The sequence below is a fragment of the Paenibacillus sp. RUD330 genome, from assembly GCF_002243345.2.
Classification (GTDB): Bacteria; Bacillota; Bacilli; order Paenibacillales; family Paenibacillaceae; genus Paenibacillus_O.
In genome coordinates, this window is sequence record NZ_CP022655.2 from 5286790 (window position 1) to 5302996 (window position 16207).

General features: G+C 62.8%; 15 protein-coding genes. 10 read left to right on the forward strand and 5 right to left on the reverse strand.

Going from position 1 to position 16207, the window contains the following annotated elements; translation table 11 throughout:
- Positions 1-42 precede the first annotated feature (42 nt).
- Complete coding sequence (locus CIC07_RS25785) at positions 43-1512, reverse strand: GTPase (protein WP_327205388.1); 1470 nt, start codon at positions 1510-1512, stop codon at positions 43-45.
- Between the two features lie 174 nt (positions 1513-1686).
- Here CIC07_RS25785 and CIC07_RS23900 point away from each other — a divergent pair, with 174 nt between their 5' ends.
- The 10 genes from CIC07_RS23900 to CIC07_RS23945 all read left to right on the forward strand — a co-directional run bounded on the left by CIC07_RS23900 (position 1687) and on the right by CIC07_RS23945 (position 11885).
- Positions 1687-2214: a cupin domain-containing protein gene (locus tag CIC07_RS23900; protein ID WP_076357560.1), complete on the forward strand. Its 528-nt coding sequence runs from the start codon at positions 1687-1689 to the stop codon at positions 2212-2214.
- Between the two features lie 202 nt (positions 2215-2416).
- Complete coding sequence (locus CIC07_RS23905; RefSeq protein WP_076357558.1) at positions 2417-3154, forward strand: ABC transporter ATP-binding protein; 738 nt, start codon at positions 2417-2419, stop codon at positions 3152-3154.
- A complete protein-coding gene (locus CIC07_RS23910) occupies positions 3151-4197 on the forward strand; it encodes an ABC transporter permease (RefSeq protein WP_076357556.1) in 1047 nt (348 codons plus the stop codon). The genes CIC07_RS23905 and CIC07_RS23910 overlap by 4 nt, the downstream gene beginning before the upstream one ends.
- A 45-nt stretch (positions 4198-4242) precedes the next feature.
- Positions 4243-4902, forward strand: a complete 660-nt coding sequence (locus CIC07_RS23915; protein ID WP_240923497.1) for a TetR/AcrR family transcriptional regulator — start codon at positions 4243-4245, stop codon at positions 4900-4902.
- Between the two features lie 94 nt (positions 4903-4996).
- Entirely contained in the window at positions 4997-6478 is a 1482-nt protein-coding gene (locus CIC07_RS23920; protein ID WP_076357552.1) for an alpha-amylase, read from the forward strand.
- Between the two features lie 114 nt (positions 6479-6592).
- Positions 6593-7099, forward strand: coding sequence for a DinB family protein (locus CIC07_RS23925; RefSeq protein WP_076357550.1), 507 nt, complete (start codon positions 6593-6595; stop codon positions 7097-7099).
- Between the two features lie 358 nt (positions 7100-7457).
- Positions 7458-8822, forward strand: coding sequence for a lytic polysaccharide monooxygenase (locus tag CIC07_RS23930; RefSeq protein ID WP_076357548.1), 1365 nt, complete (start codon positions 7458-7460; stop codon positions 8820-8822).
- Positions 8823-8978: 156 nt separating this feature from the next.
- Entirely contained in the window at positions 8979-9911 is a 933-nt protein-coding gene (locus CIC07_RS23935; RefSeq protein ID WP_076357546.1) for a methylenetetrahydrofolate reductase, read from the forward strand.
- Between the two features lie 155 nt (positions 9912-10066).
- On the forward strand, positions 10067-10516 hold the full coding sequence (locus CIC07_RS23940; RefSeq protein ID WP_076357544.1) for a MarR family winged helix-turn-helix transcriptional regulator: 450 nt from the start codon (positions 10067-10069) through the stop codon (positions 10514-10516).
- Between the two features lie 94 nt (positions 10517-10610).
- Positions 10611-11885, forward strand: a complete 1275-nt coding sequence (locus tag CIC07_RS23945) for an MFS transporter (protein ID WP_076357542.1) — start codon at positions 10611-10613, stop codon at positions 11883-11885.
- Positions 11886-12104: 219 nt separating this feature from the next.
- Here the strand turns inward: CIC07_RS23945 and CIC07_RS23950 are convergent, their stop codons facing one another.
- The 4 genes from CIC07_RS23950 to CIC07_RS23960 all read right to left on the reverse strand — a co-directional run bounded on the left by CIC07_RS23950 (position 12105) and on the right by CIC07_RS23960 (position 16136).
- On the reverse strand, positions 12105-13217 hold the full coding sequence (locus CIC07_RS23950) for a DNA alkylation repair protein (RefSeq protein ID WP_076357540.1): 1113 nt from the start codon (positions 13215-13217) through the stop codon (positions 12105-12107).
- Positions 13218-13226: 9 nt separating this feature from the next.
- Positions 13227-14225 carry a hypothetical protein gene (locus tag CIC07_RS23955; RefSeq protein ID WP_076357538.1) on the reverse strand — a complete coding sequence of 333 codons (999 nt, stop codon included), beginning with the start codon at positions 14223-14225 and terminating at the stop codon, positions 13227-13229.
- Positions 14218-14343, reverse strand: coding sequence for a hypothetical protein (locus CIC07_RS25730; RefSeq protein WP_268802140.1), 126 nt, complete (start codon positions 14341-14343; stop codon positions 14218-14220). The genes CIC07_RS23955 and CIC07_RS25730 overlap by 8 nt, the downstream gene beginning before the upstream one ends.
- A 197-nt stretch (positions 14344-14540) precedes the next feature.
- Positions 14541-16136 carry an HD domain-containing phosphohydrolase gene (locus CIC07_RS23960; RefSeq protein ID WP_076357536.1) on the reverse strand — a complete coding sequence of 532 codons (1596 nt, stop codon included), beginning with the start codon at positions 16134-16136 and terminating at the stop codon, positions 14541-14543.
- Positions 16137-16207 lie beyond the last annotated feature (71 nt).

Genomic DNA, 16207 nt, shown 5'->3' on the forward strand with positions numbered 1-16207 from the left:
ATCCTTTGCCCCGATCGCAAGGCCCCGTTCAGCAAAGCCGTCCTACCCTTTGGCTTGCTTGCGGAACATGCCGTACAGCTTGCCGATCGTAGCGGCATTGATATCCATATTGTTCTCGTAGGCATACTTGACCGCATAGCCGAGCGCCAGCGTCATCGCTCCGGCCACCGAAGCCCCGGCTACGGACCCCGCTCCGGGAAACAGCTTCAGCACTTGCCTGAATACGCTTTTGCCGATATTGCCGACCACCGTGGCGACGACGAGCTCGCGCGCCGTCTCCTTGCTGATCGGCTTGCCGTACAAGACGGCCAGCCGCGTAAGCAGTCCGATCTGCACCGCCGTGATCGGCACGATATCCGCTCCGGGAATCGGAGCCGCGCCGATAGCCGACGCGGATGCGGCCGCTCCCAGGATCCACTTGTTAGCCGCCGCCGATTTCTCCTTGAGATTTTTCGCGAACAGCAGATCCTTGGACTTTTTTCGGAGCAGCTCCAGAATGGCGGCCCTCAGCGCTTCGATATTCTCGCCGGTGCGGGAGGAGACGGGAACGACATCGTACTTGCCTCCGGTCTCCTGCTTCACCCTAGCGGCGATGCGATCGACCTCGTCCGCCGCATCGATCTTGTTGAGCACGATCAGAATATTGGGATTCGTGTCCCGGATGGCCTCGAAGGAGCGCTTCTCCGCCTCCGAATAGACCGTTCCGGCTGCATTCAGGAAGAACAGGATGATGTCCGCCTGACGGTAGTAGTCCATCGTCTGCTGCGAATTCTCCACCCGCACGTCGTTCAAGCCCGGCGTATCGACGAAGAAGATCCGCTCCTTGAACAGGTACGGGCGGATATCGGCCGTTTCTCCAGGCTCCGCCCCGACTCCCGCCACCGTCTCGCCGACGATGCGGTTGAGGGTCGAGGATTTGCCCGCGTTCACGTCGCCGACGAGCGCGATCAGAATATCCTGGTCGAGCTCCCTGCCGATCTCGGCCATATGCTGCTCGTACTGCGCCTCCGCGGCTCGTCTCCATTCCACTTCCCAGCCGGAAGCTATGGGCAGAAGCTCGTTCAGGCGTTCCTCGAGAGGAGGCGAGAGCAGGCCGGAGTCCGCCCGGGAATCATCCATGCCGGCTGCAAGCGCGCACATGGAGCCTCCTTCCGCCGGGTGGACCAGCAGAGCGCCGGCGCTCTGCTGGCTCGACGCCTGATCCAGCTCGGCAGCGGCGGCATAAGCATCCGCGGCATCCCCTCCCGAGGGCGCCGCCGCGCTTGCTCCGTCCTCGGAGCCATCCGAGAAGGCCGCCGCGTACGATGCGCTCCCATCCGTCAGCGATGCGGAGGCGGGAGCAGCGGATGCTTCGGATGAAGCCGCTCCGGCAGGCAATCCGGCCGCCGCCGCACGCCCCGCTTCGATCATGGCATCCGCCTCGCCCTGCATGGCCTCCTCGGCCATTTTCCGAACGCGATCCGCTTCCGGCAATTCCCGTCCCTCGTCGTGTCCATATACCCGCTCTTCCATTCCCAGTTCTCCCTTCGGCTCTTCCGTATTCGACCGTCATGAAGTCTTTCTCTCTCTTACCTCGAAAGAGCCCGGCGTGAATCTGGCGAAGCCGCCGCGCGCGGGAAGAAAAGGTTGCCGGCACCGCGCCGCGGGTATGATAGCCTCATAACCGCAAAACCAAGGAGGTCCGCCATGAAACCCGGTCCCGAGCATCGCCCTTGCGTCCGAACGTTTTCATTCCGCGATGACGGCAGCATTCCCAACCATCCCCGCCTCCCCGTCCTTCTCTATCCTCGGGCCGTCTCCGAGCCGGGACGGATGGAGCTTCTCTTCGCCTCCAACGGCTGGGGAAATACGTGGACGAACGGGGTCTTCTCCTATCATCACTACCACAGCAATGCCCATGAGGCGCTCGGCGTCGCGCGCGGCAGCGCCAGGCTCCGGCTGGGAGGAGAGCAGGGAGACACCGTCGAGGTACGGGCGGGCGACGTCATTGTCCTGCCGGCCGGAACCGGACACAAGAAGCTTCAGGCTAGCGCCGATTTCCTGATCTCCGGCGGTTATCCCGGAGGCATGGATTACAACATCCGCACAGGCGGGCCCGGCGAGCGTCCGCGCGTGCTGGAGGAGATCCGGCTCGTGCCGATGCCCGCCTCCGATCCCGTCTACGGAAGGGAAGGACCGCTTTTGACGCTGTGGGGCAGCAGCCAAGGGGCCTAATAGAGAATAGGACGGCTTGCCCGCAGGACCGGAGCCGGCTGCGCCGGACGGCGGCAGCGATGGAGCCGTCCCCTTCCATGCGTACGTGAGATAGGCATCCGTTAGGCATGGGATAGGCGCCGAAAAGGAAAGCCTTCTATATTTCTCTAGTTCGCTTAAAATAAATGTGAGTAATCACTTATCAGAAGGAGATGAAGCATCCATGGAAAATCCGACGCTTCCAGCCGCCGATCTGCGGCAGATTACACGCCGTCTGGGCAAGCGTGAAGTGCTGAGAAATCTCAGCCTGCAGCTTCCTCGCGGCCGCCTGACAGGACTGCTCGGCCCGTCGGGCTCCGGGAAGACCACGCTCGTCAAGCTGCTTGCCGGCATCGATAGAGCGGATGAAGGCGAGGTGACGGTTCTTGGCCGCAGCATGCCCGCCTTGCCCGTGCTCCAGCGCATCGGGTATATGGCGCAGTCGGACGCCCTCTATGCCGATCTGACCGCGAAGGACAATCTGCTCTTCTTCGGGAAGCTCTACGGGCTCCGCGGAAGCCGATTGCAGGAAAGAATCGCCGCCGTGATGGCGCTCGTCGCTCTGGACGACCATCTCCACAAGAGCGTCGCAGCCTACTCCGGAGGCATGAAGCGGCGCTTGTCGCTGGCCATCTCGCTGCTGCACGAGCCGGAGCTGCTGCTGCTCGACGAGCCGACGGTCGGCATCGATCCCGTGCTGCGCCAATCCATCTGGCGGGAGCTGCTGCAGCTGCGGGACGCCGGCACGACGATTCTGATGACGACCCACGTCATGGACGAAGCCGAAAAATGCGATTCCATCGCCTTCATCCGCAGCGGCGAGCTGACCGCCTCCGGATCTCCGCGCGAGCTGATGGAGCGCAGCGGCGCCTCCAGCATCGAGCAGGCGTTCATCGCCATGGGAGAAGGTGCCACCGCATGAGGACACGCGCCCTCGCCTACCGCATCATCCGCCAGTTCCTACGCGACAAGCGCACGCTCGCGCTGCTGTTCCTGGCGCCGCTGCTCGTGCTGACGCTCATGCATTTCGTCTTCGGCGGCTCGTCCCCGGCTCCTTCCATCGGTCTCGTCTCCGGCTCCGGAGCTTCCCAGGCGTCCGTGTCCGAAAGGCTTCAGCAAGCCGGAGCGACCATCCGCGGGTATGCGGATCCGGAGGAAGGAGAGACCGCTCTGGAGCAGGGGGATATCGACGCTCTGCTGGATCTGGGAGGCGCCGCGCCGCGCATCACGCTGGAGGGTACCGATCCTGCCGTATCGAAGGCGTCGCTCGGACTTCTCCAGCAAGCCCTTTCCCCTGACACGGCTGCATCCGGGGGCATGGACGGCAAGCTGCAGGTCGCCTACCTGCACGGCTCCGCCGCCCTCAGCTCCTTCGACTCCTTCGGCCCCGTGCTCGTCGGCCTGTTCGGGTTCTTCTTCGTCTTCCTGCTGGCGGGCGTTTCCTTCCTGCGCGAGCGGACGACCGGGACGCTGGAGCGGCTGCTGGCCACGCCGATCCGCAGATGGGAGGTCGTCGCCGGCTATCTGGGCGGATTCGGCTTGTTCACCCTGCTCCAAGCCGCCCTCATCGCCTGGTACTCCACGTCGGTGCTTGGCTTGTATATGGAGGGCTCCTTCTGGCTGCTCATGCTTGTGAACCTGCTGCTGGCGCTGACGGCGCTCACTCTCGGCACGCTCCTCTCCACCTATGCGGGCAACGAGTTCCAGATCATTCAATTCATTCCCCTCGTCATCGTGCCGCAAGTGTTCTTCTCCGGCCTGTTCAGCCTCGATGCCATGAATGAATGGCTGAGGCAGCTCAGCCTCGTCATGCCCCTCTATTACGGCGCCGACGCGCTGAAGGGCGTCATGCTGCGGGGAGAAGGGCTTGCCTCCATATGGCTTGATCTCGCCGTGCTGTTCGGCTTCTCCCTGGTGTTCGCCCTGCTCAATGTGCTGGCGCTCAAGAAGCAGCGCTCCATTTAAACGAGCCTGCCGGCTGTGTTACGATGGACGGCATAAGGAGTTGGCATGATGAACGATGAGAGAGAACCATGGCTGGAGGAGCTGCTGCAGAGCGGCGGGGGCAAGATGACCGACAAGCAGGCGCGCATCATCGCCGCCGCCGCGGATCTGTTCGCCGAGAAAGGGTATGCCTCCTCCTCCACGAGCGAGATCGCCTCCAGGGCGGGCGTTGCCGAAGGCACGATATTCCGCCACTACAAGACGAAGAAGGACCTGCTGCTGACGATCGTGAAGCCGGCGATCATCAAGCTGCTGGCGCCTTTCCTGCTGCGGGAATTCAAGGACGTGCTCCACACCCGCTACGGCACCTACGAGGAGTTCCTCCGGGCCGTCGCTACGAACCGGCTGCAGTTTATTTCCCAGAACAAGCGGCTGTTCAAGGTGCTGCTCCAGGAGCTCCCCTTCCACCCCGAGCTTCAGCAGCAGGCCAAGGAAACGCTGATGCCGCTCGTCCTTCCCCAGCTGCTGTCGGTCATCCGGAAGTTCCAGGACGAGGGCAGCCTCGCCCCGCTGCCGCCCTTGACCGTTCTCCGGCTCACCGCCTCCGGCATCATGGGCTACATCCTCGCCCATCTGGTCGCCGCCGAGCGGAATGCCCGCGGCTGGGACGAGCAGGCCGAGCTCGAAGCGACGATCGCGTTTCTGGCCAAGGGGCTCGCTCCCTGACCAGCTCATTCAGATTGAGTAAGGCATTGATTAACCGGCCGCCTCCGAAGGTTAATGATGCGGAAACGACAAGCAGAAGGGTGATTTCCGCACGATGGAGCGCAACCATACGATGATGCAGTTTTTTGAATGGCATGTACCCGCCGACGGCCGCCATTGGCAGCGGCTCAAGGAACGGTCCGCCGAGCTGAAGGCGGCCGGCATTGATGCCGTCTGGATCCCTCCCGCCACCAAAGCCTCCTCTCCGGAGGACAACGGCTACAGCATCTACGACCTGTACGATCTGGGCGAATTCGACCAGAAGGGCGCTGTCCGTACGAAATACGGGACGAAGGCGGAGCTGCTCGAAGCCATTCAGGCCTGCAAGCAGGAAGGCATCGCCGTCTATGCGGATCTCGTCATGAACCATAAGGCCGGCGCGGACGAGAAGGAGAAGTTCAAGGTGGTCGAAGTCGAAGGCGGCAACCGCCAGGAGGAGATTTCCGATGCCCACAACATCGAGGGATGGACGAAATTCACGTTCCCCGGACGCGGCGGCAAATACTCGGATTTCACCTGGAACTTCAACCATTTCAACGGAACCGACTTCGACGCCAAGCGGGACGCAACCGGCGTATACCGCATCCTCGGCGAGAACAAGGACTGGAACGAGAATGTCGACGACCAGTTCGGCAACTACGACTACCTGATGTTCGCCAACATCGACTACAACAACCCTGAGGTCAGGGAAGAAATGATCAAGTGGGGCAAATGGCTGGTCAAGGAAACCGGCGTGGACGGCTTCCGGCTGGATGCGATCAAGCATATCGACCATACGTTCATCCGTGATTTCGCCCGTGCCCTCCAGGAGGACCAGGACGGTCCGTTCTACATCGTCGGCGAGTTCTGGAACAGCATTCCGGAGGATTGCCTCGCTTATCTGGATGCGGTGGAGAGCAGCGTCGACCTGTTCGACGCCCCTCTTCATTACCGGTTCAAGGAAGCGGCCCAGGCCGGTCAAGGCTTCGACCTCCGCACGATCTTCGACGGCTCGATCGTCAAGGAACGCCCACTGGAGGCGGTGACGATCGTCGACAACCATGACACCCAGCCGGGAGAAGCGCTGGAATCGTGGGTGGACGACTGGTTCAAGCAGAGCGCGTATGCGCTTATCCTGCTCCGCAAGGACGGCTATCCGGTCGTTTTCTACGGAGATTATTACGGCATCGGCGGAGAGGCGCCGGTGGAAGGCAAGAAGATGGCCATCGATCCGCTGCTGTACGCCCGCTATCACCGCGCTTACGGCGATCAGGACGACTACTTCGACGATCCGAACGTGATCGGATGGGTGCGCAGGGGCGTGCAAGAATTCGAACGCTCCGGCTGCGCGGTCGTGGTCTGCAACAAGGAGGAATGCTCCAAGCGGATGTTCGTCGGCGAGGAGCGCTCCGGCCAGGTGTGGGTCGATCTTACCAACACCCGCGCGGAGCGGATCGTCATCGGCGAGGACGGATTCGCCGATTTCCCCGTGAATGGCGGCAGCGTCTCGGTATGGGCGCTGCCCGAGTTCGACGTAGAGCCTGAGGGCGGCGAATAGGACGCCCCTCCGATCATTTGCAGACCGGCATGCCGGTAAAAAAACACGGTGTTCAGGAGCAGCGTCTCAGAGCATGAGCCTGCGCCTGTCCCCCAAAAAAGGAGAGCTATGACCATGAATGTAATCGACTCCCTGGAAATGACCCGCTCGGAGCTTGTGGAAGAGGTCCATGCCATTCCCGTTGAACGGCTGACGCAGAAGCCCGCAGGAGGCGGCTGGTCCGTCATGGAAATCCTGGAGCATCTGTCGCTGCTGGAGGCCCGCATCGTCCAGGGCATCCAGGCCTCGCTGCTGGCCCCGGAACGCGGCGATCTCCGCCCTGCCCCGCTGGAGCTCGTCAAGGACCGCTCCCGCAAGCTTCAGGCTCCAAGCCAGGCCGAGCCTTCAGGGCGCTTCCATACGCTCGCGGACGCGCTTGAGGCTCTCAATGGCGTGCGGCAAAGCACGCTCGAAGCGCTGGCTTCGTCCATCGGCACCGACGCCATGGACAGCCACGGCTTCGACCACCCTGCGTTCGGGCCGATGAGCGCCAAGCAATGGGTGGAGCTGATTCCGCTCCATGAAGCGCGCCACCTGGATCAGATCCGGGAGGTTGCCGCGGGCCTGCAGAGCGGCAGCTGACGGAGCCCCCTTGCCGGAGCTTGCTGGAATCAGACCGTATCCGCCTAAGGCGGATACGGTCTTTTTGCGCATGCGCTCCTTCGGCATCCGCCGAAGCACAATTCCGCCTCCCGCCGGGAAGAGCCGCAAAGGCGGAATTGCCTGCGCTTCGTTTGGATAAAGCATTATTTACCCCCTGCTATGAATATTTTTCCCCCTATTGCTTTCACGTTAAATGCCTTATTGTGGTAGCAAGAGACCTTCCCATGTCTCCCACTTTATCGCAAAGGAGGCCTGTCGCCGACCCGGAGGAACCCCGTTCCCGCCACGGATCAGACAGAAGGAACTTCATTTATCCATCTTACAGGAGGCATGATTAATGAGTGTACGAATGAATGACAGCCGCATGTTCATCTGGAAGCTGGCAGCCGCTTTCGCGTTGATGCTGCTGGCCCTCGCCTGCGCGAAGGCTTTTGCTGGAAGCGCTTCCGCACATGGCTATATCGATTCCCCGTCCAGCCGCTCCAAGCTGTGCAGCACCGGCGTCAACACCGGCTGCGGCGCAATCCAGTACGAGCCCCAGAGCCTTGAGGCCAAAGGCAACTTCCCGACAGGCGGCCCGGCAGACGGCCAAATTACGGGCGCAGGCGCCTTCCCCGAGATGAACGCGCAATCCGCGACGCGCTGGAGCAAAGTCAACCTGAGCGGCGGCACGAACACGTTCACCTGGAAGCTGACGGCGCGCCATGCCACGACGGAATGGAAATACTACATCACCAAAAAAGGCTGGGATCCGAACAAGGCGATCGCCCGCGCGGATCTCGAGCAGTTCTGCTACATCAAGGATACAGGCAAGCAGCCTGAAGCCACCGTCACGCATACTTGCAGCGTTCCGACCGACCGCAGCGGCTACTACGTGATCCTCGGCGTCTGGGAAATCGCGGACACCGGCAACGCCTTCTACCAAGCCATCGACGTCAACCTGACGAACGGCGGCGGCACGCCGGTCGACACGACAGCTCCATCCGTCCCGGGCAACCTTCGCTCCACGACGGTATCTTCCACGAGCGTAGGCCTCGCCTGGAATTCCTCCTCCGACAATGTCGGCGTTACCGGCTACAAAGTCTATCGCGGCACGACGCTGCTGGCCACCGTGTCCGGCTCCACGACGACCTACACGGCAACCGGCCTGACGGCCGGCACCGCCTACAGCTTCACGGTCCAGGCCGTCGACGCCGCAGGCAACACCAGCGCTTCCAGCGCCGCCCTGAACGTCACGACGCCGACGGGCTCCACGCCGGATACGACGGCTCCGACCGTGCCCGGCGGCCTTCATATCCATACCTTCGACGCCTCCAGCATCTCGCTCATGTGGAGCGCTTCGACGGATAACGTAGGCGTCACCGGCTACCGCATCTACAACGGCTCCACCCTTGTCGCCACCGTCTCCGGAACGACGCTCGAGTACAAGGTGAGCGGCCTCAGCGCCGGCACCTCTTACACTCTGAGCGTGCAGGCCGTCGATGCGGCAGGCAACGTCAGCCCGTCGGCGACGGTTGCCGGCAAGACTGCCGACTCCAGCACGCCGCCTGCCGGCCCTCAAGCCTGGGCCGCGGGCGTCGCCTATAAAATAGGCGATCTGGTCACGTACGGCGGCAAGACGTATTCCTGCCGCCAGAACCACACCTCCCTGACAGGCTGGGAGCCGGCAACGACGCCGGCCCTGTGGCTGCTGCAGACCTGACAGGCTTCCGATCCAAAAGGAGAATAGCGAAAGCCCCTGCCTCCGGCAGGGGCTTTTCAGCTTATAACCAGCTATTCGGAAAAGGAATATCAAGACAGGTATTCGAAGTGCTAAACTAGGTGAAAGACTAGCAAGCGCGGCACAAGGAGGCCCTTCATGAGTACCCCCACCCTTAAGGACAAGCTGCTGAGCCGGCAGAGCGGCATCATCACCTACGGCATGACCCCGCCCAAAAATACGCATCCGGCGGAGAAGGTGAGGGAAATCGCCGACAAGCAGATCGAGCGCCTGCAGGGCATCGGCATCGACGGCCTCGTGCTGTACGACGTCCAGGACGAAGCCCAGCGCACCGACAAGGACCGGCCCTTCCCCTATCTGGCCTCGCTTGATCCGACCGCCTATTATCGGGACTATCTCCAGCAGGAGCTCGGCCTTCCGGCTGTCATCTACCGCTGCGTCGCCGGCGGGAGCCGGAGCGAGCTGGAGGAATGGATTCATCAGAACCGCGACGAGCAGCGCTATTCGGTGTTCGTCGGCGCCTCTTCGAGCAGGCAGCAGGTGCAGGTCAAGCTGCCCGAAGCCTATCGTCTGGGCACCAGCTTGAACGAGAAGCTGATGCTCGGCGGCGTCGTCATCCCGGAGCGGCACCGGGGCAAGGGAGACGAGCATCTGCGCGCGCTCCACAAGCAGGAGTCCGGCTGCGCCTTCTTCATCTCCCAGGCGACCTACGACGTAGAGGCATCCAAAAGCTTCCTGTCCGACTATTATTACCATTGCCGCGACAACGGCATCGGCATGGCGCCGATTCTGTTCAACCTCGCGCCCTGCGGCTCCGCCAAAACGCTGGAATTCATGAAGTGGCTCGGCATCAGCATCCCCAAATGGCTCGAGAACGAGCTGGTCCATTCCCACGATATTCTGGACAAATCCGTCCAGCTCTCGCGGGAAACCTTCCGGGAGCTGTACCAGTTCGGCCTGGAGAAGGGCATGCCGATCGGCTGCAGCATCGAGAGCGTATCGACCCGCAAGGTCGAGATCGAAGCTTCCATCCAGCTGGTGAAGGACATCAAATCCGATATGAGCCGCTGAAGCCCGGCCTCAGCCGGAAGGCAGCAGGCGGGTTTGCAGGATGATGAGCGCCCTCGGCGCTCTTTTTTCATTTTGCCCGTCCATGCCCATTGACAGCTGCATCCTTCCCCATTATATTCGTTGTACATACAAAATTGAAAGGCGATGGTTGATCCATGGATACCCACCCTTCAGCTGGACAGGGACCCGATGACGGCTTCCTGGACACATGCCTGTTCTTCACCGCCAACCGTCTCGGCCGCGCCATCACCCGCATGGCGGAGGAGGAGTTCGCTCCGACCGGGCTCACGCCCATGTACGGCTATGTCATCCGCCTCGTCAACGGAACGCCGGGCATCTCGCAGAAGGAGCTGGCCTCCAAGCTCTCCATCGCGCCCTCCACTCTGACCCGCTTCATCGACAAGCTGGAGATTCGACGGCTAGCCGAGCGCCGCGTCGACGGCAAGACCGTCCGCGTCTATCCGACGCCCAAAGGGCTGGAGCTGGGCGATACGATTCGCGAGGCGTCCCGCAGCCTTCGCATCCGCTACGAGGAGCTGCTCGGACCCGAGACGGCCCGCAGGCTGTCGGGAGATTTGAAGACCGCCAGCGGAACGCTGGAATAACCGCCCCATATCCGGACTTCGCCAAGCTGCAAGGCTCGCGGAGATTCGTTTTTATATATTGTATGTACAACTAAAATTAAAGGCGGTCCGATTCATGAACCTCTCTCCTCCGCAAGCGAAGCGGCTCCACTACGGCTGGTTCGTGCTGGCCGTCACCTTCGTCACGCTGCTGGTGTCCGCAGGCGTCCGCTCCATGCCGAGCCTGTTCATGCTGCCCTTCCAGAACGAATTCGGCTGGAGCAGGGGCAGCATCTCGGGCGTCGTCTCCATCGGGATCCTGCTGTACGGATTGGCCGGCCCCTTCTCGGCCGCCCTCCTGCTCCGATTCGGCATCAAGCGTGTCGTCGTGCTCTCTCTGGCCGCTCTGGCCGTCAGCCTGGCGCTGACTCCGCTCATCACCCGCCTATGGCAGTTCGAGCTGCTCTGGGGCGTCCTGTCCGGCCTCAGCACCGGCATGATGGCCAACGTGCTCGGCGTGACCGTCGCCAGCCGGTGGTTCGTCAAGCGCCGCGGACTCGTCGTCGGCATGCTGACCGCCAGCGCCGCCACCGGGCAGCTGCTGTTCCTGCCGCTGCTGGCGAAGGTCACCGTCAGCTCCGGCTGGAGAACGGCAGTGCTGGCTGCGGTCGCGGCCGTCATTGCCGTCCTGCTGCTGGTCGCCCTGTTCATGAAGGACCATCCTCATCAGGCTGGCCTCGCTCCTTACGGATCCGACGACGCCTCGCCGCCTGAACCGTTCCGCGGCAATGTGTTCCTCGGCCCGCTGCAGGCGCTGCGCGATGCGGCCCGCACACCGGTGTTCTGGCTGCTCTCCGGCACCTTTTTCTTCTGCGGCTTCTCGACCAACGGCCTGATCGGCACCCATCTCATTCCCGCCTGCGGCGATGTCGGCATCGCCGCCGTGACGGCCGCCGGGCTGCTGGCGCTCATGGGCATGTTCGACCTCGTCGGCACGACCCTGTCGGGCTGGCTGTCCGATCGGTTCGACAGCCGCTGGCTGCTGTTCTGGTACTACGGGCTGCGCGGACTGTCCCTGCTCTTCCTGCCTTACGCCCTCAATGCGAGCCCCGTCCACCTGCTGATCTTCTCCGTCTTCTACGGGCTGGACTGGATCGCCACAGTCCCTCCGACCGTCAAGCTCGCCACAGAGGCGTTCGGCAAAGAGAAATCCGGCATGATCTTCGGCTGGATCGTCGTCTTCCATCAGATCGGCGCTTCAACGGCCGCTTACGGAGCCGGCCTGATCCGTGATTTCATGGGCAGCTACACCGCCGCCTTCGCGATGGCTGGCTTCGCCTGCCTGTTCGCGGCTCTCATGGCCGTCCGTATCCGAGCCGCCAGACCGGTCAGCGGCAGCCTGGAGGCTTGAAGCAGCTTGATCAAGAGGCTTCAGGAAGCTTAAATGCGGCTTGAAGCGCGGTCAGCCTGCGGCGGGCTCTGGTCTATGCCTCAGCCTCCCTGCAGGCGGCCTGCGGACGGCTTCCGGCCCGCTCCCCAGCCTCCGGCTTCAAGGCGGCAGACTATATAGTGGAATCACGGCAGGAAAGCCCGGCTGCGGATGACCTTCATCCATAGCCGGGCTTTCGGATTATACGCGCGCCTCTGCCGCCGACGGCATCGTCAGCTCGAACGGTCCGGCTGCGAGCTCGACGCCGTTGACCAGCACCTTCAGGGCATGGACGCCCGGGTAGTAGCGGCGGGTCGTGATCGGCTTCAAGGCATGATGCCGGGCGACGGCCGAGATTCCCGGCGGGTAGCTGCGCTCCGACAGCTTGAACCGCTTGCCCGAGAGGCTGCCGCTTGCCTTGACGAAGCCGATCTCGTATTCGATCCGCAGCGGCACGGATTTCTCTCCCCGATTGTGCACTTCAAAGGAAAATTCAAGCTCGCCCCCGAATTCCACCGACGGCGTCAGGATGCGGAACTGCTCCACGCCGGCATCGGCCGCGGCCGGATAGCCGAACAGCGCCAGCGCCTCCGGCAATCCCTGCTTGAGCAAGGTGCGGCAGCCGTGCTTCAGGATCCAGTCCGTCCGGGCCGAGCTTCCGATCTCGCGGACGGCCAGCGCCAGCACCCGCTGCGGGTGGTCTTTGGCGATATCGTTGAGATTGTTGGCGACGCTGCGCCTGACGTACTCGCTGGCATCGTCGAGCATCGTCTCCAGCAGGCTCAGCACAGGCTCGGGATCCCGGACGAACACCGGCAGCCTCGTCCCCCAGGGAAGCCGCGGGCGGCAGCCTTCGCTGGCGAGCCTCCTGACATGCTCGTCGGGGCTTTTCGACCAGACCGCGAGCCGCTCCATGACCGCCTCCGGGCGGCGCAGCAGGAACGGACGGATCGCGAATTCCGACGTCGAATACCGGCTGATCTCGGCCAATGCCGCGAGGGAGGCCGGTTCATGCTCGGGCTTCTCCATGCCCCTGAGCTCGATGAAATCGGGAAAGAAAATATATTCGACGCCCCGGAACTCTTTGGCCGCCTGGCATAAGAGATGCAGAGCCCGTTCATAGGATTCCGGCAGCGTGTCCCGCAGAGCGAGCGAGACGAGCCTCATTCTCTCCTTGAACGGAGCCTCTCCCCAAGGGTCGCGGCGAACCAGGTCCATGAACCGTTCTGCCGGAAAGGCCGGCTCCAGCTTGCGGAACGCCTCCGCGACGGCTTCGAGCTTCTCATCGGTGTACAAATTGCGCAATGGCTCCATCGTTCGGCTTCACAACTCCTCTAGGTTTAATAAAGACCGCTCGGCTCCCATTCCATGAGGCTGATGGGCAAAATCCGGCTTGAAGTCCCGTATGCGCTCAAGCATGCCGGGCAGCGCGGCTTCAAACTGCGAATGGCGGCTGCCATTCGCGCCCGACGGATGCGGAAAGCCCCACAGCACCTGAGCTTCGGAAAGCCTTCCGTCTGCGGCAAGCAGCCGCAGCGCATCCTCGACGGCGCGGCCGAGGGGAATGATCAGAGGCTTGTCCACCGAGCTCAGCTCTGTCCCCATATGGCCCATCGCGATCTCGGCCAGCAGCGGGCTTCGTCCGAGCGGCGGACGATGGCCCGAGTAATTCGCCCCGTCCATGAATACCGGACAAGGCAGCACCGATGTCGTATGGATCAAGGGGTGATCCAGCAGCTCAAATGGCTCCCCGGGCGAGCCATGCAGGTCTGGCTGCGCGGCAGGATTCCGCTCCTTCAACTCATCCGCAGCCCCATGCCCGTCAAGGCCTGCCGGAGAACCAGCAAGCCAGCCGGAGGCCGGCGAAGGCTTCCCCGCCGGTCCGCGAGCCGCTTGCTCCGCCGCTTCCCATTCCGCCAGCTTGCCGGGAAGGCCGAGCCGCTCCAGCATGGCCAGCAAGTCGCGCCTCATCGAGCCGGCGAATCTCGCTTCCCGCTTGGCCATCCGGCAAGCCTCGGGGGCATCCCGGCCATCGAGCAGGGCGCGGCGCATCGTCCGAAGCGAGATCTCCATCTGCCTCCAGCCGGGAGTGAGTCCGGCGATCAAGACCTTCGCCCGGCTGCTCGCGATTTCATTGTGGGGCGCGTAATATTCCTGCAGTCTTCCTGCGCTTCTCAGCAGCAAGCCAGGGACCAGCAGCTCGCCGCGCCCGTACCGGTCGCGCTCCGGCAAAGACGCCATCACTTCCGCCGCACGGACGAAGGCATCCGGGCGGCGCAGGCGTTCCAGCCCCCGCAGCCGGTAGCCGCCGAGCTCAGCCATGGCTGAGCCTTATGCGGACCAGATCCACCGGCTGCTGCCTTCCCCGCCGCACTCCGTCCTGACGCAGCGATCCGCTGCCGCGATTCCGTTCCCATCCGGAATGGTCCATTCCCGCCATTTATGTTCTCCCGTCTTTTCCCCATGCTGATCTACTTCCCATTATACCCATGCAATGCTGACAGCTTGTTGTCAGGAAACAAAAAATTCATCGCCCCGGGCATCGCCTCGAGCGGAATCGCCGAATCCCGCCCGTTGAGCCGAAAACGCAAAAAAACCGGGCTGCCCGCCCGGCCGATTGCCGAAAACCTTGCCCCTTCAGGAGCTCTTCCGCTTCCCCAGACCCCGTTCTTCCATTTTCCCGCCGGGCAGAAGCCCTCCCGCGCGGGCGGGAGAATCGGGATCGGACGCGCCGGCTTGATCCACTCCGCCCATCGCATCGATGAACAGCTTGGCATACTCCGGGTCCCACTGCGTGCCGCTGCCTTCCTCCAGAATCCGGAGCGCACGGTCGATCGGCATCCCGCGCCTGTAAGGGCGGTCGGAGGTCATCGCATCGAAGGCGTCGGCCACGGCGATGATTCTGCCCATCATCGGAATGTCCATCCCGCTCAGGCCGTCCGGGTATCCTTGGCCGTCGTAGCGTTCATGATGGGATCGGACGCCCGGCAGGAAGGCGGCCATCGCCTCCGCAGGCTCGATCTGCCTCAGGATATTCTCGCCCATGACCGTATGGAGCTTGATCTGGTCGAACTCCTCGTCGGTCAGGCGGCCTTCCTTGAGCAGCACGCTGTCCCTGACCCCGATCTTGCCGATGTCATGCAGGAGCGCCGTCTTGTGCAGCGCATCGAGCGTCCAGGCATTCAGGCCGGCGGAGCGTCCGATCATGAGCGCATATCCGGCCACCCGGTCGGAATGGCCCGCCGTATAGGTATCCCGGGCATCGAGCGCGGCGGCAAGCGTCGAGAAGTAGCTCTGCAGCAGCTGCTCGTTCATCTTGGCGCGCTCCTCCAGGCTGCGGATCATATCGTTGAACCCGTCGACGAGCCGGGAGAATTCATCCGAGTAGAGATCCGGAACGGTTGCGCCCAGATCGCCTCGGCGGACCTGCTGCATCGTCCCGTACAGCTCCTCGATCGGCTGCTTGATGTTGCGTCCGAGCATCCAGGCGGCAAAGGAAGCGAAGCCGAGGCTGACGACCAGGACGAATCCCGACCAGCCCCAATCCTGGTTGTGCTGGCCGCTGCCATGGACGGCCTGGCGGATCTGCGTGGAGAGCAGGAACAGGATGACGGGCAGCGTTCCGATGACGAATACGCTCAGCTGGAACTTCTGCTGGATCGGCACCAGCACCTTGCCCTCAAGCGACAGCCCGCTGATTCCCGCCTTGACGGCGCAATCGCGTATCTGCACGAGCACCGGCCGCACCGCCTGCACCGTCAGGAAGAATTCCACGAGCGCATGCAGGCAGGCGACGAGAAACGAAGCGACTCCCGCAATGATCAGGAAGTAGGGCCTGATCGCAAGCCAGCCCGATTCCATGCTGATCGAGGATAGGATCAGGGCAGGCAGCATGAAGCCTAGCATATGCGGTCCCATGATCCGCAGCACGGCGAGAATCGGCAGGCGATGGGCTCTCAGATAAGCGGCGCGAATCTCCGTTTCGCTGAACTGATCCGCCATGAACAGCTTGCGGATCGGCTGAAGATGGCTGCGGAACACAAGTCCCTCCAGCGATCCCATGATCAGCAGGGATATCAGCAGCACGGCGGTCACAACGGCCAGCTGCTCGCCCTCGACGCCGAGCGTGATCCATATGATAGCTCCCCCTACCCCCAATACGGCCAGGAGAGAGCCCGCCAAATAATTGCGAACCAGGTTCCGTTGAAATTGACGGTAGCTGCTGGACAACATGAAGACCTCGATTCCGTGCGCCGCAACTCGGAGCACCTTACATGAGCGAAGAGGGTCCTAGCCTCAGGGCC